The sequence below is a fragment of the Amycolatopsis sp. genome (assembly GCF_035546795.1).
Taxonomy (GTDB): domain Bacteria; phylum Actinomycetota; class Actinomycetes; order Mycobacteriales; family Pseudonocardiaceae; genus Amycolatopsis_E.
Genome location: NZ_DASZWC010000005.1, coordinates 67,325 through 87,605 on the forward strand (window position 1 = coordinate 67,325; position 20,281 = coordinate 87,605).

A 20,281-nucleotide genomic window follows, 5' to 3' on the forward strand; every position below is an offset into this window, starting at 1 on the left:
CGCGTCGCACGGCTCTACCGTGGTGGGTCCGGCTAAACCGGGGAGGGCACATGGCCAAATCGGTCGAGGAGATCCTGGACGGCATCGACCTCTATGCCGAGGACCAGCGCGAGCACCTGCTGGACGCGGCCGCGGCGGCGCGCACCCGGTGTCCGATTCCGCACAGTGCGGCCGATGGCGGGTACCACGTGCTCACCCGGTACGAGGACGTCCGGGCGGTCTGCGCGGACGCGGAGACGTTCAGCTCCGCGCAACCGAGCCTGCGCGGGGTGCCGGTGCGGGTCATCCCGATCGACACCGATCCGCCGGAACACCGCGAGTACCGCAAGATCCTCAACCCGTTCTTCACCCGCGCGTATCTCCTGCGGTACGAGGAACAATTGCGGGAGATCGCGCACACGGCTGTCGCCGGATTCCTCGACAAGGGTGAGTTCGAGGTGGTGGGCGATTTCGCGGTGCCGTTCAGCGCCGGTTCCCTGGCGAAGATCGTGTTCGCCACCGACGACACCGATCTCGTGGACAGAGGAGTGGCCGCGGCGAAACAGGCCGCGGTCGCGAGCACGCCGGAGGCGTTCCAGACCCTGGCCGGTCTCGCCGTCGAGGCGCTCGCGCAGGCCGCGCCGGACGACGGCGTGCTCGGCGCCCTTGTCACCGCACGCATCGACGGCCGCGAGCTGACGATGGAGGAACGCCTCGGCATCGTCACCACGCTGTTCCTCGGTGGTCTGGACACCACGCGCGGAGTGCTCACCAACATCGCCTATCACCTCGCGACCCGGCCCGACGTCGAACCGATCCTCCGGCGGCCGGACTGGTGGCGGCGCGAGCTGGACGAGTTCCTGCGCCTGGAAACCACGGTGGCGTTCATGGCCCGCACGGCCACCCGGGACACCGAACTCGGTGGCACAGCGGTGAAAACGGGCGACCGGCTGGCCGTGTTCTTCGCGGCGGCCGACCGCGATCCGGCCCGGTTCGACCGGCCCGACGAGCTGATCTTCGACCGTGAGCCCAACCCGCACCTGGCCTTCGGGCTGGGCATCCACCGTTGCCTCGGACTGCATTTCGCCCGGCTGCAACTGGCGATCGCGTTCGAGGAACTCCTGGCGCGGGCGACGGATTTCCGGCTCAAGCCGGGCGCGGAGATCCCGCGGCAGGTGGGCCTCAGCCTGAACTCACCATACCGCCTGGAGCTGACTTTCCGGCGTCGCTGAGAATCCGGTCTCCGGGGAAGGGCCGGCTCTGCCACACTGGAACGATGAGTGAAGGCGGCGACCCGGTCTGCTGGCTGAACCGGGTGTGCCCCGAGTGCGGGCGGTTCCGGGAGGACGAGGACGCCACGCATTGCCCGGGTTGCGGGATTCCGGTCGCGGAGCCGGAGTCACGACAGGGCGCGTTCGGCGAGCGATAAGGCGCCAGGTGGCGGGGAAAGCCCGCCGGATGGCGCTGTCGGCGCGGGCGTGGCCGCAGAGAATGGACGGAACCGGCCACACCGCGGTGGCCCGGAACTTGAAGGAGAGCCGATGACCGGCACTGTTCCCGCCAACGAGCGAAGCCGTGAGGTTGGCCCGCCGCCGCCGTTCGATCCGGAGCTGGCCGCCGCGCTCGCGGTGATCCTCCAGCGCATCCCGGCCACTTTCACCCCCGACCTGATCCAGGTCCTCCGCGAAGGTATGGCCGAACAGCGCGTCGACGACGACGAGTTCCGCCTCGGCGGCCGCTACGAGGTCACCGAACGCCTGGTCCCTGGCCCGGCCGGCGCCCCGGACGTGCCGCTGCTGATCTGCCTGCCCACCGGCACCCAGGCCCCGGCCGGTGTCCTCTACGCGGCGCACGGTGGCGGCATGATCATCGGGGATCACCGTGGCCCCGAGGCGCTGGAGACGCTCGGCTGGGCGGCCGAACTCGGGCTAGCCATGGTCTCCGTCGACTACCGGCTGGCGCCGGAAAACCCTTATCCCGCACCGGTCGAGGACTGCTATGCCGGTCTCGAGTGGACAGTCGGGCACACGGCCGAGCTGAACATCGACCCGGCGAAGGTGGTCATCTCGGGTGCCAGCGCGGGCGGGGGACTGGCCGCCGCCACCGCCCTGCTCGCCCGCGACCGAGGTGGGCCGGCGTTGCTCGGCCAGATGCTGTTGTGCCCCATGCTCGACGATCGCAACGACACCGCGTCCGCGCACCAGATGACGGGCCTGGGCATCTGGGACCGCAACTCCAACGAACTGGGCTGGACGGCGCTGCTCGGCGACCGCCGCGGCGGGCCCGGCGTGCCGAGCTACGCCGCCCCGGCCCGCGCCACCGACCTTTCCGGGCTGCCGCCCGCGTTCATCGACGTCGGCTCGGCGGAGACGTTCCGTGACGAAGCCGTCGAGTACGCCTCCCGGATCTGGCGCGCGGGCGGCCAGGCGGAACTGCACGTGTGGCCCGGCGGATTCCACGGGTTCGACGGCCTCGCCGCGCAGGCGACCCTGTCGCAGGCGGCGAAAGCCCAGCGTGTGCCCTGGTTGCGGCGGTTGCTGGACCGTTGAGGGCACGCTGGGTGCATGAGGGATTTGTTGGGCAAGCCGGCCGCGCCCGATCCGGGTGCGGGCGCGGCGGTCGAGGTGATCGCCTGCTTCGATCAGCTGGTCACGTCGCGCGCGGGGCTCGAGGCCATCGTGTGCGGCGCCGCGGTGCTGGCCGGCTGCCCGGCCGGGCTGGCCGACGACCTGCGCCGGATCCGGACGCGGGTCGAACCGGACGGCTGGGTGCGCGGCTCCGGTGACTCCGGCCGCGGCTGGCCGAGCGTCCGCCCGGGCAGTTCGGCGCGATTGTGGCTGGAACTCGGCGCTCCGGCGAACGCGGTCGAGGCGATGATCCTCGAACGTGCGTGTGCCGCGGCGCGAGGCGTGCGCGAACGGACCACAGGCCGGGGTCCGGCCGCGGTCGTCTTCGACGCGTCGGCGACCGAGTCCGCGCGGCTGCGGGCGGCCCGGCAGCTCGGTCTCGGCGAACACGACCGACTGCGGGCTTCGCCTGCGGCGGCGGGATCGCCCGCGTGGCAAGGGATTCCGCACCGGAACCGGACGTCGGCCCCGGTCCCGAACCGGTCTCGGACGTCCGTGTGGTCGAGCGCGCGGCGCGGGCCGCGCCGTGGGTGCTCGCCACGTTGGTCACGGTCGTTTCGGCCACCAGCTTGTGGGCTGTGGCGGCCACTCTCGTCGTGCACCACTCGACCCCGCAGGACCGGCTCGCCCACCTCGAAGGGCTGCCCGGCCGGCCGGTCCGCGAACCGAACGGGCGGCTACGGCTGCACCTGGCGCTGGCGTTGTGGCGCCTGCACCGGCATCCCGACCGTGCCGATCGTTACCCACCCGACTACAGCCACGGCGGAAATGGGTTTCTCCGAGCAAATCCGCTGCGGTTGGTGTCCGCCTGCTTCCGGTCGGATCCCTAACGCCGCCCCGCGCGGATGAGGTACGTGCGGCTGGCCCATTCCGGGCCCGCCATGGCGAGGTCGTCGGTCGCCAGCAGCTCCGCGCCGATGTGCTCGAACACCGACCGCATCAGGGGAGCGGGCACCGGGTGCATCTCGATGCCCTCGTTCCGCTCCGCCTCGCCGGCGACGGAAACCGGTTCGGCGGAGGTGAACACCAGCTGCCCCGGGCTGCCTTCGCCGACGGTCACGGCGATCCGCGCGGTCGGGCTGCCGTGCTCGGACCACCAGGCCACGAACTCCTCGACCAGGTCCAGTTCCAGCTCGTACCGGCCGGGCTCGGCGGGGGCGCGCACGATCAGCTCCAGTTCCAGCGACTCACCGGGCGCGACCGTGCGTGGCAGCTCGGTGCGGCCGTCGTCCCGCGCCACCATTTCGCCGTCACGGAGCCAGTGGTTGGCAAACTTGATGTCGTGATCCAGGGTCCATACGCTGGGCCCGCGATTGGCCACCAGCGCGCGCACGGTGCCGATCTCGTTGGGCGGTAAGAAGTCCGGGCCTTCCAGCACGGTGATCTCGGCGCGGCAGGTCTCGACCACCAGCGGCTGCGCGCTGCGGGGTGCGCGCGGGGCCTGCATGACCAGCAGCCCGCCCGGGCGCACCACGCGGTTGAGCTCCAGCATCGTCGACAGCTGCACGGCGGGTGGCATGTGCTGCACCACGAGCAGGCTCACCGCGGAGTCGAAACTGCCGTCCTCGAAGGGAAGCAGGCGCCCGTCGTAGTGCTCGTAGGTGACCCGCTCGCCGAAAGCGTTGAGCTCGCGCGCCCTGTCCACCATCGACGACGCGATGTCCACGCCCGTCACGTGCGGCGCGTGCCCGGCCAGCGCCTGCGACAGCCGCCCGACCCCGCAGCCGAAATCGAGCACCCGTTCGCCGAGGGTGAGTCCGTGCCGAACCAGCAAACCCATGACGTACGAGACGTGTTCGTGCCCGGTGGCCATGAACTCGTCGAGGTCTCAGCCGTCGCCCTTGCGCCCGGGATCGGAAAGCACCGCCCACAACGGGTCTTCAGTGCCGAGTTTTTCCCAGACCGCCTGCAGTTCGCTCACTCGCACGCGGCACATTGTGCCCGCTGTCCGGATTGGTGTCTCAGGCCCCCAGCCGCGCCGTCAGTTCGGTGAGCGCGGGGCCGAGCGTGCGGGCTACTCGTACTGCGGCATAACGATCTCCGCGTGTGGGGCCCTGGTTGACGATCAGTACCGGTTTCCCCGTTTCCGCCGCGCGGCGGACGAAACGCAGGCCGGACATGACTGTGAGCGAAGAACCGAGAACCAGCAGCGCGGCGGCTTCGTCGATCAGCCCGTAGCACCGCTGTACCCGTTCCGGCGGCACGTTTTCCCCGAAGAACACGACATCGGGCTTCAGCACGCCCCCGGCGCAGGCCGCGCATGACACGAGCCGGAAGGCGGCCGCCGCCTCGGCGGAGATCTCCGCGTCACCGTCGGGGTTGATGCGCGTGGCGGCGGCCTCGAACGCCGGGTTCGCCGCGCGCAGGCGGGCGTCCAGCTCGTCGCGCGCGCTCGTGCGACGGCAGCCGAGGCAGATCACCCTGTCCAGGCTGCCGTGCAGTTCGACGACCTCCGGGGTGCCCGCCGCCTGGTGCAGCCCGTCGACGTTCTGCGTGATGACGCCGGACACGAACCCGGCGGCGCGCAGCCGTGAGACCGCGTGGTGCCCGTCGTTCGGCGCCGCGCGGGCGATCGTGCGCCAGCCGAGGTGGCTGCGCGCCCAGTACCGGCGGCGGCCTTCGACACTGTCCACGAATGCCTGGTACGTCATGGGGGTGTGCTTGCGCAGGCTGCCGCTCGCACCGCGATAGTCCGGGATGCCCGACTCGGTGGACAGGCCCGCGCCGCTGAGCACCACGACTTCCCCGTCGGCCACCACGCCGGCCACCTCGTCCAGGCTTTCGGTGGTGGGCCACACCTCGCCGGTGGGAGTCCAGGTCAGGGTCGGGCGAGTCCGCACCCCTCCAGCCTACCGGCGGTTTAGAGTTCGCTCATGAACGTGCTGGGCGTGTGCCTGCTGGTCTGGGCCGGGATCTGCCTGGTCACCTGGCTGCTGTCGGTGATCACCCGTGAGTACTCCTGGGTGGACCGGATCTGGTCGATCATTCCGCTCGTTTACCTGGGCATCTTCGCCGGGCACGCGGGCTTCGCCGACACCAGGCTGAACGTCATGTTCGCGCTCGGCGTGCTGTGGGGCCTGCGGCTGACGTTCAACTTCGCCCGCAAGGGCGGCTATGCCCGTGGCGGCGAGGACTACCGCTGGGCCGTGCTGCGCGGGCGGATGGCGCCCTGGCAGTACCAGCTGTTCAACTTCTTCTTCATTTCCTTGTACCAGAACGTGATCCTGCTGCTGATCACGCTGCCCGCCTACACCGCGCTGACCCACCCCTCGGCCTTCGGCGCCTGGGATGTGGTGGCCACGGTGGTGTTCCTGGCCTTCCTGGTCGGCGAAACGGTCGCCGATCAGCAGCAGTGGGACTTCCACCGGTGGAAGCACGCCGAAACCGCCGCCGGGCGCGAGCCGGAGCGGCGGTTCCTGCGCACCGGGCTGTTCCGCTATTCGCGGCACCCGAACTTTTTCTTCGAGCAGGCGCAGTGGTGGGTGATCTTCTTCTTCGGCGTGATCGCCGCAGGTTCACTGTGGCAGTGGACCGTGCTCGGCGCGTTCCTGCTCACGCTGCTGTTCGTCGGGTCGACCAAGTTCACGGAGAGCATCAGCCGCGGCCGGTACCCGGAGTACGCCGACTACCAGCGCCGGACCTCCGCGGTCGTGCCCTGGTTCCCGGCCCGCTCGTGACGCGTCAGCGGGTGAGCACCACTTTCAGTGCTTCGTGCGCGCCGGCGTTGGCGAACACGTCGTAGGCCTCGTCGATCCGCCCGAGGCCGAAGGTGTGCGTGCCCATCTTCTCGGCCGGGATCCGGCCACTGGCCACCATTTTCAGCAGGGTCGGGATGGAAACCGTGTCCACAAGCCCCATCGTGATGCGCACGTTGTGGATCCACAGGTCCTGCACCGGAAGTTCCACCGGCACCCCGTGCACGCCGATGTTCGCGATCGCCCCGCCGGGGCGCACCAGCGCGGCGGCGGTCAGCAGGGTTTCCGGGAAGCCGACGGCCTCGATCGCGACGTCCACGCCGAGCCCGTCGGTCATCGCGCGGACCTCGTCGACGGCACCAGGACCCGCCTCCACCGCGTCGGTGGCGCCGAACTCCAGTGCCTTGGTGAGCCGGAACTTGTTGGTGTCCAAGGCGATCACCCGCGACGCGCCCCACAGGCCGGTGGTCAGGATCGCCGCCAGCCCAACCGCGCCCGCGCCCACCACGGCCACCACGTCACCGGGCCGCACCTGACCCGCCAGCACCCCGACCTCGTAACCGGTCGGCAGCGAGTCCGCCAGGAAGATCGCCTGCTCGTCGCTGACCTCGTCCGGCACCGCGTACAGCGACGAGTCGGCGTAGGGCACCCGCACGTACTCCGCCTGCGTGCCGTCGATGAGGTGGCCGAAGATCCAGCCGATCCCGCCGACGGTCTGGCAGTGCGAAGGCATCCCGCGCCGGCAGTACGCGCAGCGGCCACAGCGGGTGATGGCCGGCACCAGCACCCGGTCGCCGGTGCGGAACCCGGTGACGGCGCTTCCCGTCTCGGTCACCGTGCCGACGGCCTCGTGGCCGAGCACGCGCCCGTCGGTCACCGCGGGCACGTCCCCGTGCAGGATGTGCAGGTCGGTGCCGCAGATGGTGGTGGTGTCGACCCGGACGACGACGTCGCCCGGCTCACGCACCGTGGCATCGGGGACGTCTTCCCAGGACTTGCGGCCAGGACCGTGGTACACCAGCGCTTTCATGGCAGCCTCCTGCGCGCGTGCCTCCGGCCGGAGGCACTCTCGTCCGACACTAGGCCGCGCGAGCCGGTTCTCCGGTCGCAGTTTGAGACACTGGTTAGTCCTTTGTGGACGCTCAGCGGGCGGTGAGCCGGGTGAGCGCGGTCCGGGCGGGGCGGGGCAGCGCGGGGCTTTCCAGGGCGGCGAGCGCCTCCCGCCTGCGTGCCTCGACGAGATCGCCGATCGCCAGGTCGGCGCCGGTGTCCTGGACGATCGCGCGCAGCCGCTCCGCCCCTTCGCGGTCCAGGTGCGGGTCACCGTAGCCGGCGGCGATCGCCTCACGCTGCCGTCTACCGGCCCGCCGCCACGTCAGCGCCATGAGCACGGTCCGCCTGCCTTCACGGAGCGCGGCGAGCGAGTCGCCGAACACGCCGAGCATCTCGTCCTCCAGCTGGAACGCTTCGCCGAGCGGACGGCCGTAGGCGCCGCACGCCCGCAGTACGTCCGGCGGTGCCGCCGCGGCCAGCGCACCGATCTGCAGTGGGCGCTCGACGGTGAACCCGGCGGTCTTGTGCCGCAGCGCGCGCCAGCTGCGGTCGAGTACGTCGTCGGTCCACCCGCCTGCCAGGTCGAGGTACTGGCCGACGAGCACTTCGGTGCGCATCGCGTGCAGCACGGGCTCGGCGCGGCGGATCGAGTCCTGGTCCGTGCCCGACGCGTAGAGCAGCTCGTCCGCCCACGTCAGGCACAGGTCGCCGAGCAGGATGGCCGCGTTGACGCCGAACCGGCCTGCCTCGCCCTCGTCCTGCCCGTGGTAGCTGCCGCGCAGCACCCGGTGCACCGTCGGCCTGCCGCGGCGCAGCGCCGACCCGTCGAGGACGTCGTCGTGGATCAGCGCGAACGTGTGGAACAGCTCCAGCGCCGCGCCCAGCCTGGCGACCGGCCCGCCCGCCGGGTCGCCGTCACCGGCCAGCCACCCGCAGTAACAGAACAGGGGCCGCGATCGCCCGCCGCCACCGAGGAACTCGCGCACCACGTCCACCAGCGGCGGCAGACAGGGATCGAGGGGATGGCGGGCCTGGCCTTCCAGGAACTCTTCGAGTGTCTCCCCGACGGCTCGCGTGATCCGGTCGAAGTCCATCTCCGCGGTCACCGTGCTGAGCCGAGCCGACATAGGTCCTCCTCCGGGCTACTGACCAGGTAGCACGAGGCGGGGCAAGGGAAACCACTCGTCCGGGTCAGCGGCCGTAACTGTGCGCACAAGCCCGGACCGGCTGTTCGCCGAGCGCCGGCCCGCCCGGCGAACAGACCGCGGCTCAGCTCAGGCCGGTGGCCGCCACGATCGACGGCGTGGCGCCCCAATCGAGCCCGTTGGTCGTGGCTGTCGGCGCGGCGCCCCACTCGCTGGACTTCGGGGTGGCGCCGGGGCAGCCCGCCACGGCGACCGCACCACACATCAGCAACGCGGCGGCCAGGCCACCGATCCTTTTCGTGAACATGACTCTCCTTCCAGCCGGTGCTCCGGACAGCACGGACGCTAGGACCGGCCGCCTACGTTTCCGTTACCGGCGCGGAGCTCCTGGCCTGTGCCCATGTTGCCCGCCGAGCTGAGCCGGGACGACGTGGTGTGCCCGTCGCTGGGCTTCGGCGCCCGGGTGCCCGCCGGGTTCGGCGCCACCGCCCCGGAGTACCGCGACTGGCTGGTCCGCGAGCTGGAAACCCTTGGCGAACCGGTGCACCTCGTCGGGCACGGCTGAGGCGGCGGGCACGTGCTCTCGGTCGCGATGACCCGGCCGGACCTGCTGCTGAGCTGGGCCTCCGACGTGCTCGGCCTGTTCGACCGCGGTCACTGATTCGACCGGAAGCAGGCGGATACGCATCCGCGGCCGATCTGCTTGGAGAGACCTGTTTCCGCCGTGGCTGTAGTCGGATCGGTAACCAACGCCCAGCACGTGTGGCACGACCTCACGCGGATCTGGCGGACGCCGGGCAAGGGCGAGGAGCTGGCCGCGGCGACGATGGAAGCCCCGCTGGCCGAACGCGCCGGGCGGATGGCCGGGCTCGGTATGCCGCCCGCGGTGGCCGAGGCCGTGGCAGTCGGGCAGAACGCCGGGATGGGCGCTGCGTGCTCGCGCTGTACCGGTCCGCGGAGGAGGAGTTCCTGGCCGCACAGAGCGAAAAACTGCCCGTGGCCGTGGCGCGCCCCGGGCTGAGCCTGCTCGCCACCGAAGACGCCGGCACCGGCGACCACCGCCGTCGCGCGGCTGGGCCGGTGCCCGTACCGAGGTGCTGGACGGGCTCGGGCACTGGTGGACGCTGGGAGCACCCGGCGCGCGGATTCCTGGCCGAAGTCTCATAGCGGATCGGGCTTCGGCGCGGGTGTGAGCCTGTGCACTGTGGACGTCTCACAATGTGACGGCGGTCTTTTTGGATTGCCCTTGACGCGGGTTAACGTGCGTCCGTGTCCAAGACGTCAGCCACGCTGCCTGCCGCCGATCTCGCCAGGACGGTGGTGTTCGCCGCGTTCATCGCGGTGCTCGGCCTGTTCCCCGGTGTCTACGTCGGCGGCTCCGGCGTGCCGATCATCGTGCAGAACATCGGGCCGCTGCTCGCCGGCAGCATCCTCGGTGCCCGCCGCGGCACCGCGTCGGTCGTCCTGCTGCTGGCGCTGACCGCGATCGGGCTGCCGCTGCTGTCCGGCGGGCGCGGCGGGATCGGCCCGTTCATCGGGCCCAGCGGCGGTTTCCTGCTCGGCTGGATCCTCTCCGCGCTGGTCGCCGGGCTCATCGTGCGCAGGCTGCGCACGCCGAACCTCGGGTGGCTGCTGCTGGCCAACCTCGCCGGGCTGGTCGCCGACTACGTGATCGGCATCCCGTTCCTCGGCATCTACACCGGGCATATGGGCACGGCGTTCGTGCAGTCGATGGTGTTCGTGCCGGGCGACCTGGCGAAGGTGGTCATCGCCGCGCTCGTGGCGTCGGTCGTGCACCGCGCGCTGCCGGGGCGGCTGGCCGGTTCGGAGGCGCGAAGCGAGTGACCCTGGCGACACCGCCGATCGTCGGCGGAGGCAGGATTCCGGCGGATCTGCTGGCCTGTGCGCACGGCGCGGCCCGGCACCTGGCGAGCCTCGGCGTCGGTCCCGGGGCGCGGGTAGCCGTCGACACGCACGACGTGCTCCCGTGGTTCCTCGGCGCGGATCTGCTCGGCGCGGCGACCCTGGTCGTCGAACCGGCATGGGCCCCACGTGAGCGCGAAGCGGTGCTGGCCGATGCGGCGCCGGACGTCGTGGTCACCGGCGCTGCTCCGTCCACAACGGACGGTGTGGAGCCCGCGGAGAGCCGCTGCTTCTACCTGCCGACCACGTCCGGCAGCAGCGGGCGGCCGAAGGTGCTGTTCCGCACCAGGTCGTCCTGGCTGCGCAGTTTCGAGGCGCTGGGCCGGTTCGGGCCGGGCGAGGTGCTGATCCCCGGGCCGCTGTCGTCGTCGCTGTTCCTGTTCGGCGCGCTTCATGCGTTGTGGACGGACAACTCGGTGCGGCTGCTGCCGAAGTGGGAGCCGTTCGCGGCGGCGGAGGCGAGCCGGACGGCGACCGCGGTGCATCTGGTGCCGAGCATGCTTTCCGCGTTACTGGCGGTGCTGGAACGACGGCCGGGCAGCGCGCTGCGGACGGTGGTCTGCGGCGGCGCGCAGGTCGACGACGCGTTGCGTGCGCGGTTCGCCAGGGTGCTGCCGGAGGCCGGACTGGTCGAGTACTACGGCTCGGCCGAGCACTCCCTGATCGCGATCCGCCGGGGCGGCGACGGGCTGCGGCCGGTCGCGGACGTGGCGGTCCGGGAGGGCGTGCTGTGGGTGCGCTCGCCGATGGTCTTCAGCGGTTACCTTCGCGACGGCGTGGCGCATCCCGTCGGCGCCGAATGGTCCACAGTGGACGATCTCGCCGAGCTTTCCGACGGCGTACTGACGGTGTTCGGCCGGGCGGGCGCCGTGGTGTCCAGCGGCGGCAAGCTTGTGGCGGCCGAGGAGGTGGAAGCGGTCTTGCGCGGCGCGCGGGGGGTGGCCGACGTGCTGGTGACCGGGACGCCGCATCCCGCGCTCGGTGAAGTCGTGACTGCCGTCGTCGAGCCCGGCGCGGGCGGCGTGGAGCTGGCGGCATTGCGGGCGCAGGCGAGGTCCGGGCTGGAGCCCGGCAAGCGGCCGCGGCGCTGGTATGTCGCGAAAGCCTTGCCCCGCACCGCTTCCGGCAAGCCCGCGCGCGCCGTGGTGGCCGGGCAGCTGGCCGATGGGACGCTGGAGCGGCTGACGTGACCGGCGATCGCACCCCTGTGGTCGTCGCGGCGCGGCGCACGCCGATCGGCACCGCGCGCGGCGCGCTCCGGAATCTCACGGTCGACGAGCTGGCGGCACCCGTGCTGCGAGCGGTGCTCGACGATGCCGGACTGGACACAGTGGACGATGTCGTGCTCGGCAATGTGTTCGGCCCTGGCGGGAATCCCGCGCGCGTCGCCGCGTTGCGGGCCGGGCTCGGTGACCCGGTGCCCGGGCTGACCCTCGACCGTCAGTGCGCCAGCGGGCTCGCGGCGATCACCCAGGCCGCCACGATGATCCGCGCGGGCGAGGCCGGCGCAGTGCTCGCCGGCGGGGTGGAAAGTGCTTCCACGGCCCCGTTGCGCGCCTGGCGGGACGACCCAGCGCAGCATTACAGCCGGGCACCGTTCGCGCCCGCCGGGATCGGCGACCCCGACATGGGCGTCGCGGCGGACCTTGTCGCCGCCGAAGCGGGTATCTCCCGCACGCGACAGGACGAGTTCGCCGTGCGCAGCCACAACCGTGCGGTGGCCGCGCAAGAGGCGGGCCGGTTCGACGCGGAAATCGTTGCGGTGGGCGGGATCCAGCGGGACGAGCGGCCCCGCGCCGGGTTCACCGTCGAACGGCTGGCGCGCTTCCGGCCCGCCTTCACCCCCGATGGCACGGCGACGGCGGCCAACTCGTGCGGGGTCAACGACGGAGCCGCGGCCGTGCTCGTGGTCAGCGAGGCCATCCGGCGCCGTCTCGCCTTGCCGGGACTGCGGCTGGCCGCGTCGGCCACTTCCGCTGTGGACCCGAACCGGCTCGGCCTCGGTGCCGTCCCGGCGATGAAGACCGTCCTGGCCGGGACGCCGGATGTGGTGGAGTTCAACGAGGCATTCGCGGGGCAGGCGCTCGCGTGCCTGGACGCGGCTGGGCTCGACGAGCTGACGGTCAGCCCGGACGGCGGGGCGATCGCGCTCGGGCACCCGTGGGGTGCGTCGGGCGCGATACTGGTGGTGCGGCTGTTCAGCAGGCTGGTACGCCAGGGGGCGGGCCGCACCGGGCTGGCCGCGCTCTCCGCGGGTGGCGGGGTCGGCGTGGCGACGTGGTGGGAGGCGGTTTCGTGATCGAGTTCGAGTCGGTGGGGCACAGCTACGGCACCAGGACCGTACTGTCCGATGTGGACTTGAGTATCGCGGAGAAGCGGGTGGCCTTCGTCGGCGCGAACGGTTCCGGTAAGTCCACGCTGGCACGCATGATCAACGGGCTCGTCCAGCCGTCGAGCGGCCGGGTGCTGGTGGACGGGCTCGATCCGGCCAGGGACGGGCGCGCGGTGCGGCGCAAGGTGGGCTTCGTGTTCACCAACCCGGACAGTCAGATCGTCATGCCGACCGCGGGGGAGGACGTCGCCTTTTCGCTGCGCCGCAGCGGTCTGTCCAAAGCGGACCGCGAGCGCCGGGCCGCCGAAGTGCTCGCCGAACACGGTCTGGCCGGGTACGCCGAGCATCCCGCGCACCAGCTTTCCGGCGGGCAGAAACAACTTCTGGCGCTCTGCGCGATGCTCGTGCTGGAGCCCGACGTACTGGTCTGCGACGAGCCGACCACGCTGCTGGACCTGCGCAACAAGCGCCGGTTCACCGAGCTGCTCACCACGCTGCCGCAGCAGGTCGTGCTGGTGACCCACGACCTGGACCTGCTCGGCGAGTTCGAGCGCGTGGTGGTCGTCGACCAGGGGCGGGTGGCCGCGGACGACGAGCCCGGCCCGGCGCTGCGCCACTACCGGAAGCTCGCGGAATGAACCCCGTCGTCGGCTACGAGCCGGGCACCGGCCCGCTGCATCGCGCCCCGGCCGGGGCGAAGTTGCTCGCGTTGTTCGCCTTCGCGGTGGTTGTCGTCCTGCTCGGTTCTCCGCTGTGGCTCGGCGCGCTCTGCGTACTGGTCGCGCTCGGCTACGTCGTCGCGCGCATTCCGGCGCGGCGGAGCCTGCGGCAGCTGCGGGCGGTCGTCGTGCTGGTCGTGGTCGTGTTCGCCGTGCAATGGTGGCTGCTGGACCTGACCACGGCCGGGGTGGTGAGCGTGCGTATCGCCGCCGCGCTCGGGGCGGCGAACCTGTTCACCTGCACCACCCGCATCGAGGACCTGGTGTCCACTGTGGAGCGTGCCGCTGGCCCGCTACGGCGTTTCGGCGCTCGCCCGGAACGGATCGGGCTGCTGGCCGGGCTGACGTTGCAGGCTGTCGCGGCGTTGAGCGGGATCGCGGGCGAGGTGCGCGAAGCGGCGAGGGCGCGCGGCGCGGAACGTTCACCGACGGCCTTCGTCGTGCCGTTCCTGGTCCGCACCCTGCGCCACGCCGACGAACTCGGCGAAGCCCTGGCCGCTCGCGGCGAAGGCGATTAATCCCCGTTCCTGCGGAATCGCGCGACGAGCGCCGGCACCAGCAGGAGCAGCAGCATGTAGTACCCGGCGTGCGGCACCAGCGCGGCCACCACGAACGCGATCGCCAGCACCAGGGTGTTCCCCGCGGTGCTGAACAACGGTTTCTTCGCCAGTTCCGCGTCGTCGTCGCGGAGGTCGCGGTCCCACCGGATCACGAACACCATCGCCAGCTGGAAAATCGACGCGGCCAGGATCGTGCCGATGTAGAGCGCCGAGGTGAAGCGGTCGTTTCCGTACAATCCCGTTATTTCGGTCGGGAACGGGATCAGCACGATCACCAGCAACCAGCCGAAGTTGAGCGTCATCAGCCGCTGGCTGTATGCCTTGACCTCTTCGAACACGTGGTGGTGCACCACCCACAGCCGCGAGATCACCGCGAAGCTGAGCAGGAAACTGTAGATCTTCCACTTGTTCTCGGTGATCAGCTCGGTCGGTGAGAGGTGTTGCGCGACCGCTTCGGGCACCGCGTCCGCCAGTGGCAGGACCAGCAGCGTGATGGCGATCGCGACCACCGCGTCGGTGAAGAAGACGAGCCGTTCGGGGGACCGTTTCTGGGGCACGCGCGGATCCTAGCGGGACGCCCGGAGCGGGATCGGTAGAATGGCCGGGACGGCGGTGGGGCTCGCCGTTCCCGAGGGTGGGAGAACCGCGGCTGCCGCCGCCAACAGTCCCTACTCGAGTCCGTCGCGAGTAGGAGATTGCGTTGCCCGAAAAAACCGAGGTGGCCGAACCGGTCGCCCTTCGTGTCCGCCACCAGGCGTGGTGGCGGACCCACGGACCGGTGCTCGCCGTGATCTCCCTCGGCGGCGGCATCGGCGCGCTGGCGCGTTACGGGCTCGTCCAGTTGCTGCCCACCCGCCCGGGGCAACTGCCCTGGGGCACGTTCGTGGTCAACGTGTCGGGCTGCTTCCTGATCGGCGTGCTGATGGTGCTGATCACCGAGGTGTGGACGGCGCACCGGCTGGTCCGGCCGTTCCTCGGCGTCGGGATTCTCGGCGGCTACACCACGTTTTCCACCTATGCCAACGAAATCCGCGCGCTGCTGCAGCCCGGCACGGTGTTGATCGCCGTGGCGTACTTGCTGATGAGCCTGGCCGGGGCGATGCTGGCCGTGGTGTGCGGCGCGTGGCTGACCCGCGTCCTGGCCGAGCGGGAAGGTAGGGCCTGAAATGCCTGTCGCCACGCGGTTGTCGGTGTTCGTCGGCGAGGACGACACCTGGCACCACAAGCCGTTGCACCACGAGATCGTCAGGCGCGCCAGGGATGCCGGCCTGGCCGGCGCCACGGTGCTGCGCGGGTGCGAGGGCTACGGATCGAGCTCGCTCATCCACACCACCCGCATCCTCAGCCTCGCCGAGGACCTGCCGGTCGTCGTGATCATCGTGGACGGCGCCGAACGCATCCGCGAGTTCCTGCCCCGGCTCGCCGATCTGGCCGGTGACCGGCTGGTGACGCTGGAAGAGGTCGAAGTGGTGCGGTTCCAGGAGGAATCGCGGTGACCGTGCTCCTGGTGTTCGCCGGTGCGCTGGTGGGCGCGCCGTTGCGGTACCTGACCGACCGCGCGGTGCAGGCCCGCCACGACAGTCCGTTCCCGTGGGGCACGTTCGCGGTGAACCTCGTCGGCAGTCTGGTGCTCGGCGGGCTGGCCGGTGCGGGCACGGCGCTGCCCGCCACGCTGCTCGCCCTGCTGGGCACGGGTTTCTGCGGAGCGCTGACCACGTACAGCACGTTCAGCTTCGAGACCCTGCGGCTGGTGGAACAGCGCGCGTACTTCTACGCCATGCTCAACGTGACGGTCACCGTCGTCGCCGGGCTCGGTGCCGCGTTGCTCGGCTACGCCGTGATCAACGCGTCGCTGGCCTGACGAACGTGCGCCGGTAGGCGTTCGGGCTCACCCCGGTGATCCGCTTGAACCGCTCACGAAAAGCCGTGGGGGAGCCGAAGCCGACCAGGCCCGCGATGCGCTCGACGGATTCGGTGGTGGTTTCCAGCAGATGCTGCGCCTGCCGGATCCGGGTGCGGTGCAGCCACTGCAACGGCGTGCTGCCCAGCTGCTCGCGGAAGCGGCGCAGCAGGGTGCGGGTGCTCATCCCGCTGTGCCGGGCGATGTCGGCCAGGGTCAGGTCGCGTCCGGTGTTCGCCTGCAACCAGTCCAGCAGCGGTTCCAAAGTGGACCCCTGCGGAGCCGGCGGCAGTTCGTGCGGGATGAACTGCGCCTGCCCGCCCTCCCGTTCCAGTGGCACCACCGAGAACCGGGCGGCGGTGGCGGCGGCTTCGGAGCCAAGGTCGCGCCGGATCATGTGCAGGCACAGGTCCAGCCCCGCGGCGGCGCCCGCCGAGGTGAGGATCTGGCCGTTGTCGACGTAGAGCACGTCCGGGTCCACCGAGATCGCCGGGTACATCCGGGCCAGCCCGTCGGCTGCGCACCAGTGCGTCGTGGCGCGCAACCCGTCGAGCAGGCCCGCCGCGGCGAGGATGAAGGTGCCCGAGCAGATCGACGCTATCCGCGCCCCGCGGGCCGCCGCGCCGCGAAGGGCGTCGAGCACGACAGGGGAGACGGGCTTGGCGGCGTCCGCCGTGCCGGGCACGATCACCGTGTCGGCGTCTTCGAGCGCGTCCAGGCCCCACGGCGCCGAGATCGTGAACAGGCCCGCGTCCACCTGCGGTTCGGCCGCGCACACTCGGACCTGGTAGCCCGGCGTGCGGCCGAACACCTCCAGCGGGGTGCCCAGGTCGAAGGGGACCACCTGGTCGAGCGCGAGAACGGCCACGGTGTGCATGGGCTCAAGCTACCCCGGCCCCGGCGGTACTGGCGAGATCCTGTCGGACCCCGTCGTCAATGCCACTGTCGGGTGCGAATCGGCGCCGGATAGGTTCGGTGTCGTGACGAAGCTTTTTCTCACCCTGCATGTCCTCGCCGCGATCCTCGCCATCGGGCCGGTCGCGGTGGCCGCCAGCCGGTTCCCCGCCGTGGTGCGCGGCAGTACACCCCAGGAGGCCGTCTCGCTGCACCGGCTGTGCCGGGTCTACGCCGTGGTGGGCATCGCGGTGCCGTTCTTCGGCTTCGCGACCGCGGGGCTCATGAAGGTGATGGGCGATCCGTGGGTGATCGTTTCGATCGTGCTGACGGCCGTCGCGGCCGGGGTGCTGGCGCTGCTGATCCTGCCGCGCCAGCAGGCGGCACTCGACGCCGCGCTCCAGCCCGCCGGCGAAGGCGGTACGCAGACCATCACCGTGACGGCGAAACAGCTGGCCATGTACACGGGTGTGTTCAACCTGCTGTGGGCCGCCGTCACGGTGCTGATGATCATCCGCCCCGGCTCGACCACCGGGGCCTGAGCGCTACCCGAGCCCCTCGGGGCGCTGCCACTGCTCGCCGAGCACGTGCTGGCCGAGGAACGCGAAAACGGTGGCGTACCAGAGCTTCGCGTGGTTCGGCGTGAGCACCCAGTGGTTCTCGTCCGGGAAGTAGAGGAACTTGTGCGGGCTCGACCCGTCCTCGCTCTTCGCGCGGGATTTCAGATCCCACCACAGCCGCAGCGCCTCGCCGACCGGCACCCGGTAGTCCTTGTCGCCGTGGATGACCAGCATCGGGGTCGAGATGTCGTCGGCGAAGCGGTGCGGTGAGTTCGCCTCCGCCATCTCCGGGGTCAGCTCCCGGTCCCAGTAGCTCGACATGTCGGTGGTGGCGCCGAACTGGTCCAGCGCCCACAGCGAGGCGTGGGTGACGATCGCCGAGAACCGGTTGGTGTGCCCGGCGACCCAGTTCGCCATGTACCCGCCGAACGAACCGCCCATCGCCGCGGTGCGGGTGGCGTCCACGTCCGGCCGCTGCTCGGCCGCGTCGGTGATCGTCATCAGGTCGGTGAACGGCGCGGCGCCCCAGGCACCCCAGCCGCGCCGGATGAACTCGATCCCGTACCCGGTGGACAGCGCCGGATCCGGCAGCAGCACCGCGTACCCCCGAGCGACGGCCAGCCACGGGTTCCACCGCCACTGCCAGGCGTTCCACGAGCCGAGCGGGCCGCCGTGGATCCACAGCAGCAGTGGTGCCGGGCTGTCCGCGGAAGCGTTGTGCGGCAAGGCGATCCACGCGCGCAACGGGCTGCCGTCCGCCGCCGTGGCGGTGACTTCGTCGAGCTTGCCCGGCAGCTCCGGCGGCTCGAACCCGCGCAGGAACTCGGTGCCCGAACCGTCCAGCGCGACGCGCACCGGCCGGGGCGGGCTGTCCACGGCGGACCGCAGCGCGTACACCCAGCGGCCGTCCGGCGAGACCACGGGCTCGGTGAACGCGCCCGTCTCCGTGAGCCTGGCGGGCTCGCCGGTGGCCACGTCGATCCGCCACAGCGGGCTGTGCCCGAGGTCGTCCGCTTCGATCACCAGCGCGGTGCCGTCCGGGGTCCACCGGGGCGCGCCCGGCCAGCGGTCCCACGCCCTGGTCAGCACCCGGACCTCGCCGCCGGCCGCCGGTGCGAGACCGAGCCAGACGTTGCCCGGGTCCTGCGGGGTGGAACGCCGGTGGATCCGGAACGCCACCTGGGCGCCGTCGGGGGAGAAGCGCGGCGCGTCGTACTCGTGCCCGGGGTCGTCGGCCAGCGTGCGCCGCTCGCCGGTGGCCACGTCCAGCAGCACGATGGTCTGGCGCTGGGAGCCACCCGCTTCGGGGACCGTCCAGGACGCGGCGACCGTGCTGCCGTCCGGGCTGATGTCCCAGCCCGCTTCGTCGGACAGCGCGCTGCCGACGTTGCCCGTCAGGTCGCGCCAGGCGTCCTCGCCGCCGGCGAACAGGCGGGTGCGGTCCGGGCCGAGGTCGTGATCCCAGAAACGGATCGGGTACTCCTCGTGCAGGATCGCCGAGACGGCGCCCTCTTTGCGCGCTTTACGCAGCTCCGCGTCGTGCTCGGGGCTGGTGGCCGAGGGCATCAGCCCCGAGCCGAGCACGATCGTGCCCGCCTCCGCGGCCACCACCGGCTGCCGGACCCCACCCGGCAGCGCCGTGATCACCCGCGCGTCCCCGCCACCGGCCGGCTGCAGCCACAGCGCAGCCGTGGCCTCCTCGGTGTCCGCGGGATCGGGCCGCTTCGAGACGAACAGCAGGTCGCCCTGCGGGGTGAAGGCGGGGCTGGATTCTCCTTCTTCGCTGCGGGTGAGCCGCCGCGCCGGGCGCTCACCGGCCGGGTCGACCTCCCACAGCGACCCGGTGAACCGGGTCTTCTTGCCTTCGGGCCGGGACACGCCGACGACGAGCCGGCTGCCGTCCGGGGACAGTGCCAGACCGGCCGCTCGTGGCAGGCTCACATAGTCGTCTAGCTCGGAAAACTTGGTCACCCGATCTTCATACCACCGTCACCGGGCCTGGTGGGCGCGATTGCCGAAAAGTCCATTGTGGACTCAGCGCTCGCCGGGGATGATCACCCAGAGCAGCAGGTAGAGCAGGAACTGCGGCCCGGGCAGCAGGCAGGAGAGTACGAACACCAGGCGCACCGTGTTCGGCCGCCAGCCGTACCGGTCGGCCAGCCCTCCGCAGACCCCGGCGATCCACCGGTCGGAGCGGGACCTCGTCAGCGTTTTCGTCGTCATGGGTCCAGCCTGGCGTCCCCGGCGCCGCCCCGCATCGGGAACGACCCGGAGTCCGACCCCGAGATTCCCCCGGCAGGATCTCGCGCAGGCTGCCCGCACACCTGCCGCCCGGCGACGTGCGGCGAGCACCCCACACGCCACCGTCGCCCCGATCCCCGGCCGCACTTGCGCTCGCAGGGCCGCGAACATTCCAGGATCGGGGTGGGGGTGGGATGCCTTGGCGCGGCCACGCGCGTCCGTTGCTGTTGCGGCGCAAGGGAAAAGACCAAAAGACTGCCCTCGCCGGGCGGGCAATACCGCTAACTTAGGCGGCTGGGGTGAGGACTCGTATTTGTGGTGGATGGCTGTATGTGGTGGTGTGGTCGTCGGGTTTTTTGGTTCTGTAGTGGCGGTATTTGCTGCGTTTGACGGTGCGGGGGTTGCTGCGTTGTCGCCGGCGGGGTGGGTAGAGACGTTCGAGCATTTCCGTGAAGGTTTCAAGGAGTGCGGTGCGGCGGTGTTGAGGGGGAAAAATCCGCCTGGTTGGTGACCTGGCGGCGGATGATACGTAATGAGCGGGTGAAGGAAAGTTGGTCGGGGTCGATGTCGGCGTGGTCGGCGGCCCGGGTCATGAGATGCCGGATGCTGTAGTGGGTGAGGAGAAGGGCCCAGATTTCCTGGCGGACCATGTC

At 71.2% G+C, this 20,281-nt stretch carries 25 protein-coding genes and 1 pseudogene; 16 read left to right on the forward strand and 10 right to left on the reverse strand.

The window, feature by feature from the left end; translation table 11 throughout:
* Nucleotides 1-50: 50 nt before the first annotated feature.
* The 4 genes from VHD82_RS06800 (at nucleotide 51) to VHD82_RS06815 (ending at nucleotide 3,436) form a co-directional block, all read left to right on the forward strand.
* Nucleotides 51-1,211, forward strand: coding sequence for a cytochrome P450 (locus tag VHD82_RS06800; RefSeq protein WP_325698164.1), 1,161 nt, complete (start codon nucleotides 51-53; stop codon nucleotides 1,209-1,211).
* Between the two features lie 44 nt (nucleotides 1,212-1,255).
* Nucleotides 1,256-1,408 carry a hypothetical protein gene (locus VHD82_RS06805; protein WP_325698166.1) on the forward strand — a complete coding sequence of 51 codons (153 nt, stop codon included), beginning with the start codon at nucleotides 1,256-1,258 and terminating at the stop codon, nucleotides 1,406-1,408.
* Between the two features lie 112 nt (nucleotides 1,409-1,520).
* Nucleotides 1,521-2,528: an alpha/beta hydrolase gene (locus tag VHD82_RS06810; protein WP_325698168.1), complete on the forward strand. Its 1,008-nt coding sequence runs from the start codon at nucleotides 1,521-1,523 to the stop codon at nucleotides 2,526-2,528.
* A 509-nt stretch (nucleotides 2,529-3,037) separates the two neighbouring features.
* Nucleotides 3,038-3,436 (forward strand): helix-turn-helix domain-containing protein, encoded by a 399-nt coding sequence (locus VHD82_RS06815; RefSeq protein WP_325698170.1) that lies wholly within the window; start codon nucleotides 3,038-3,040, stop codon nucleotides 3,434-3,436.
* Here the strand turns inward: VHD82_RS06815 and VHD82_RS06820 are convergent.
* Nucleotides 3,433-4,419, reverse strand: coding sequence for a class I SAM-dependent methyltransferase (locus tag VHD82_RS06820; RefSeq protein ID WP_325698172.1), 987 nt, complete (start codon nucleotides 4,417-4,419; stop codon nucleotides 3,433-3,435). The two genes, VHD82_RS06815 and VHD82_RS06820, sit on opposite strands and share 4 nt — an antisense overlap.
* A gap of 148 nt (nucleotides 4,420-4,567) precedes the next feature.
* On the reverse strand, nucleotides 4,568-5,446 hold the full coding sequence (locus VHD82_RS06825) for an NAD-dependent protein deacetylase (protein ID WP_325698174.1): 879 nt from the start codon (nucleotides 5,444-5,446) through the stop codon (nucleotides 4,568-4,570).
* A gap of 33 nt (nucleotides 5,447-5,479) precedes the next feature.
* Between VHD82_RS06825 and VHD82_RS06830 the strand changes: the two genes are divergently transcribed.
* Nucleotides 5,480-6,283, forward strand: coding sequence for a DUF1295 domain-containing protein (locus VHD82_RS06830; RefSeq protein WP_325698176.1), 804 nt, complete (start codon nucleotides 5,480-5,482; stop codon nucleotides 6,281-6,283).
* 4 nt (nucleotides 6,284-6,287) lie between these two features.
* On the opposite strand, the gene VHD82_RS06835 is transcribed toward VHD82_RS06830, so the two are convergent.
* The 3 genes from VHD82_RS06835 to VHD82_RS06845 form a co-directional block, all read right to left on the reverse strand.
* Nucleotides 6,288-7,331: an alcohol dehydrogenase catalytic domain-containing protein gene (locus VHD82_RS06835; RefSeq protein WP_325698178.1), complete on the reverse strand. Its 1,044-nt coding sequence runs from the start codon at nucleotides 7,329-7,331 to the stop codon at nucleotides 6,288-6,290.
* A 112-nt stretch (nucleotides 7,332-7,443) separates the two neighbouring features.
* On the reverse strand, nucleotides 7,444-8,481 hold the full coding sequence (locus VHD82_RS06840; RefSeq protein ID WP_325698180.1) for a polyprenyl synthetase family protein: 1,038 nt from the start codon (nucleotides 8,479-8,481) through the stop codon (nucleotides 7,444-7,446).
* Nucleotides 8,482-8,623: 142 nt separating this feature from the next.
* On the reverse strand, nucleotides 8,624-8,806 hold the full coding sequence (locus tag VHD82_RS06845) for a hypothetical protein (protein WP_325698181.1): 183 nt from the start codon (nucleotides 8,804-8,806) through the stop codon (nucleotides 8,624-8,626).
* Nucleotides 8,807-8,893: 87 nt separating this feature from the next.
* On the opposite strand from VHD82_RS06845, the gene VHD82_RS06850 reads away from it, so the two are divergent.
* The 7 genes from VHD82_RS06850 to VHD82_RS06880 all read left to right on the forward strand — a co-directional run bounded on the left by VHD82_RS06850 (nucleotide 8,894) and on the right by VHD82_RS06880 (nucleotide 13,991).
* Entirely contained in the window at nucleotides 8,894-9,064 is a 171-nt protein-coding gene (locus tag VHD82_RS06850) for a hypothetical protein (protein ID WP_414637464.1), read from the forward strand.
* 159 nt (nucleotides 9,065-9,223) lie between these two features.
* Nucleotides 9,224-9,520, forward strand: a complete 297-nt coding sequence (locus VHD82_RS06855; RefSeq protein WP_325698183.1) for a hypothetical protein — start codon at nucleotides 9,224-9,226, stop codon at nucleotides 9,518-9,520.
* A 248-nt stretch (nucleotides 9,521-9,768) separates the two neighbouring features.
* Nucleotides 9,769-10,344, forward strand: a complete 576-nt coding sequence (locus VHD82_RS06860) for a biotin transporter BioY (protein ID WP_325698185.1) — start codon at nucleotides 9,769-9,771, stop codon at nucleotides 10,342-10,344.
* Nucleotides 10,341-11,612 carry a class I adenylate-forming enzyme family protein gene (locus VHD82_RS06865; protein ID WP_325698187.1) on the forward strand — a complete coding sequence of 424 codons (1,272 nt, stop codon included), beginning with the start codon at nucleotides 10,341-10,343 and terminating at the stop codon, nucleotides 11,610-11,612. The genes VHD82_RS06860 and VHD82_RS06865 overlap by 4 nt, the downstream gene beginning before the upstream one ends.
* Nucleotides 11,609-12,721 carry a thiolase family protein gene (locus VHD82_RS06870; protein WP_325698189.1) on the forward strand — a complete coding sequence of 371 codons (1,113 nt, stop codon included), beginning with the start codon at nucleotides 11,609-11,611 and terminating at the stop codon, nucleotides 12,719-12,721. Before VHD82_RS06865 ends, VHD82_RS06870 begins: the two co-directional genes overlap by 4 nt.
* Entirely contained in the window at nucleotides 12,718-13,392 is a 675-nt protein-coding gene (locus tag VHD82_RS06875) for an ABC transporter ATP-binding protein (RefSeq protein ID WP_325698191.1), read from the forward strand. Before VHD82_RS06870 ends, VHD82_RS06875 begins: the two co-directional genes overlap by 4 nt.
* The gene (locus VHD82_RS06880) at nucleotides 13,389-13,991 is read left to right on the forward strand and encodes an energy-coupling factor transporter transmembrane component T (RefSeq protein WP_325698193.1); all 603 of its coding nucleotides are present in this window, start codon (nucleotides 13,389-13,391) and stop codon (nucleotides 13,989-13,991) included. Before VHD82_RS06875 ends, VHD82_RS06880 begins: the two co-directional genes overlap by 4 nt.
* Here the strand turns inward: VHD82_RS06880 and VHD82_RS06885 are convergent.
* Nucleotides 13,988-14,590, reverse strand: coding sequence for a TMEM175 family protein (locus tag VHD82_RS06885; RefSeq protein WP_325698195.1), 603 nt, complete (start codon nucleotides 14,588-14,590; stop codon nucleotides 13,988-13,990). The genes VHD82_RS06880 and VHD82_RS06885 overlap by 4 nt on opposite strands.
* 143 nt (nucleotides 14,591-14,733) lie before the next feature.
* Between VHD82_RS06885 and crcB (VHD82_RS06890) the strand changes: the two genes are divergently transcribed.
* Genes crcB (VHD82_RS06890) through crcB (VHD82_RS06900) form a run of 3 tightly spaced genes read left to right on the forward strand, consistent with a single transcriptional unit; the run spans nucleotide 14,734 to nucleotide 15,894 of the window.
* A complete protein-coding gene (gene crcB, locus VHD82_RS06890; RefSeq protein ID WP_325698197.1) occupies nucleotides 14,734-15,198 on the forward strand; it encodes a fluoride efflux transporter CrcB in 465 nt (154 codons plus the stop codon).
* A gap of 1 nt (nucleotide 15,199) precedes the next feature.
* The gene (locus VHD82_RS06895) at nucleotides 15,200-15,529 is read left to right on the forward strand and encodes a DUF190 domain-containing protein (protein WP_325698199.1); all 330 of its coding nucleotides are present in this window, start codon (nucleotides 15,200-15,202) and stop codon (nucleotides 15,527-15,529) included.
* Nucleotides 15,526-15,894: a fluoride efflux transporter CrcB gene (crcB, locus tag VHD82_RS06900; RefSeq protein WP_325698201.1), complete on the forward strand. Its 369-nt coding sequence runs from the start codon at nucleotides 15,526-15,528 to the stop codon at nucleotides 15,892-15,894. Before VHD82_RS06895 ends, crcB (VHD82_RS06900) begins: the two co-directional genes overlap by 4 nt.
* Here the strand turns inward: crcB (VHD82_RS06900) and VHD82_RS06905 are convergent.
* Nucleotides 15,875-16,810 (reverse strand): GlxA family transcriptional regulator, encoded by a 936-nt coding sequence (locus tag VHD82_RS06905; protein ID WP_325698203.1) that lies wholly within the window; start codon nucleotides 16,808-16,810, stop codon nucleotides 15,875-15,877. The genes crcB (VHD82_RS06900) and VHD82_RS06905 overlap by 20 nt on opposite strands.
* 103 nt (nucleotides 16,811-16,913) lie before the next feature.
* Between VHD82_RS06905 and VHD82_RS06910 the strand changes: the two genes are divergently transcribed.
* Nucleotides 16,914-17,369, forward strand: a complete 456-nt coding sequence (locus VHD82_RS06910; RefSeq protein ID WP_325698205.1) for a hypothetical protein — start codon at nucleotides 16,914-16,916, stop codon at nucleotides 17,367-17,369.
* A 3-nt stretch (nucleotides 17,370-17,372) separates the two neighbouring features.
* On the opposite strand, the gene VHD82_RS06915 is transcribed toward VHD82_RS06910, so the two are convergent.
* The 3 genes and pseudogenes from VHD82_RS06915 to VHD82_RS06925 form a co-directional block, all read right to left on the reverse strand.
* Nucleotides 17,373-19,358: a S9 family peptidase gene (locus VHD82_RS06915; protein ID WP_325698207.1), complete on the reverse strand. Its 1,986-nt coding sequence runs from the start codon at nucleotides 19,356-19,358 to the stop codon at nucleotides 17,373-17,375.
* 63 nt (nucleotides 19,359-19,421) lie between these two features.
* Nucleotides 19,422-19,610, reverse strand: coding sequence for a PspC domain-containing protein (locus VHD82_RS06920; protein WP_325698209.1), 189 nt, complete (start codon nucleotides 19,608-19,610; stop codon nucleotides 19,422-19,424).
* A gap of 476 nt (nucleotides 19,611-20,086) precedes the next feature.
* A pseudogene (locus VHD82_RS06925) lies at nucleotides 20,087-20,281 on the reverse strand (IS4 family transposase); the annotation flags it as partial.

Bases quoted from the DNA above. Each gene is read 5' to 3' on its own strand.
- VHD82_RS06895 (WP_325698199.1), top strand. From the start codon at position 15,200: ATGCCTGTCGCCACGCGGTTGTCGGTGTTCGTCGGCGAGGACGACACC.
- VHD82_RS06810 (WP_325698168.1), top strand. From the start codon at position 1,521: ATGACCGGCACTGTTCCCGCCAACGAGCGAAGCCGTGAGGTTGGCCCG.
- VHD82_RS06845 (WP_325698181.1), bottom strand. From the start codon at position 8,806: ATGTTCACGAAAAGGATCGGTGGCCTGGCCGCCGCGTTGCTGATGTGT.
- VHD82_RS06830 (WP_325698176.1), top strand. From the start codon at position 5,480: ATGAACGTGCTGGGCGTGTGCCTGCTGGTCTGGGCCGGGATCTGCCTG.
- VHD82_RS06905 (WP_325698203.1), bottom strand. From the start codon at position 16,810: ATGCACACCGTGGCCGTTCTCGCGCTCGACCAGGTGGTCCCCTTCGAC.
- VHD82_RS06840 (WP_325698180.1), bottom strand. From the start codon at position 8,481: ATGTCGGCTCGGCTCAGCACGGTGACCGCGGAGATGGACTTCGACCGG.
- VHD82_RS06835 (WP_325698178.1), bottom strand. From the start codon at position 7,331: ATGAAAGCGCTGGTGTACCACGGTCCTGGCCGCAAGTCCTGGGAAGAC.
- VHD82_RS06880 (WP_325698193.1), top strand. From the start codon at position 13,389: ATGAACCCCGTCGTCGGCTACGAGCCGGGCACCGGCCCGCTGCATCGC.
- VHD82_RS06800 (WP_325698164.1), top strand. From the start codon at position 51: ATGGCCAAATCGGTCGAGGAGATCCTGGACGGCATCGACCTCTATGCC.
- VHD82_RS06820 (WP_325698172.1), bottom strand. From the start codon at position 4,419: ATGGCCACCGGGCACGAACACGTCTCGTACGTCATGGGTTTGCTGGTT.
- VHD82_RS06805 (WP_325698166.1), top strand. From the start codon at position 1,256: ATGAGTGAAGGCGGCGACCCGGTCTGCTGGCTGAACCGGGTGTGCCCC.
- VHD82_RS06920 (WP_325698209.1), bottom strand. From the start codon at position 19,610: ATGACGACGAAAACGCTGACGAGGTCCCGCTCCGACCGGTGGATCGCC.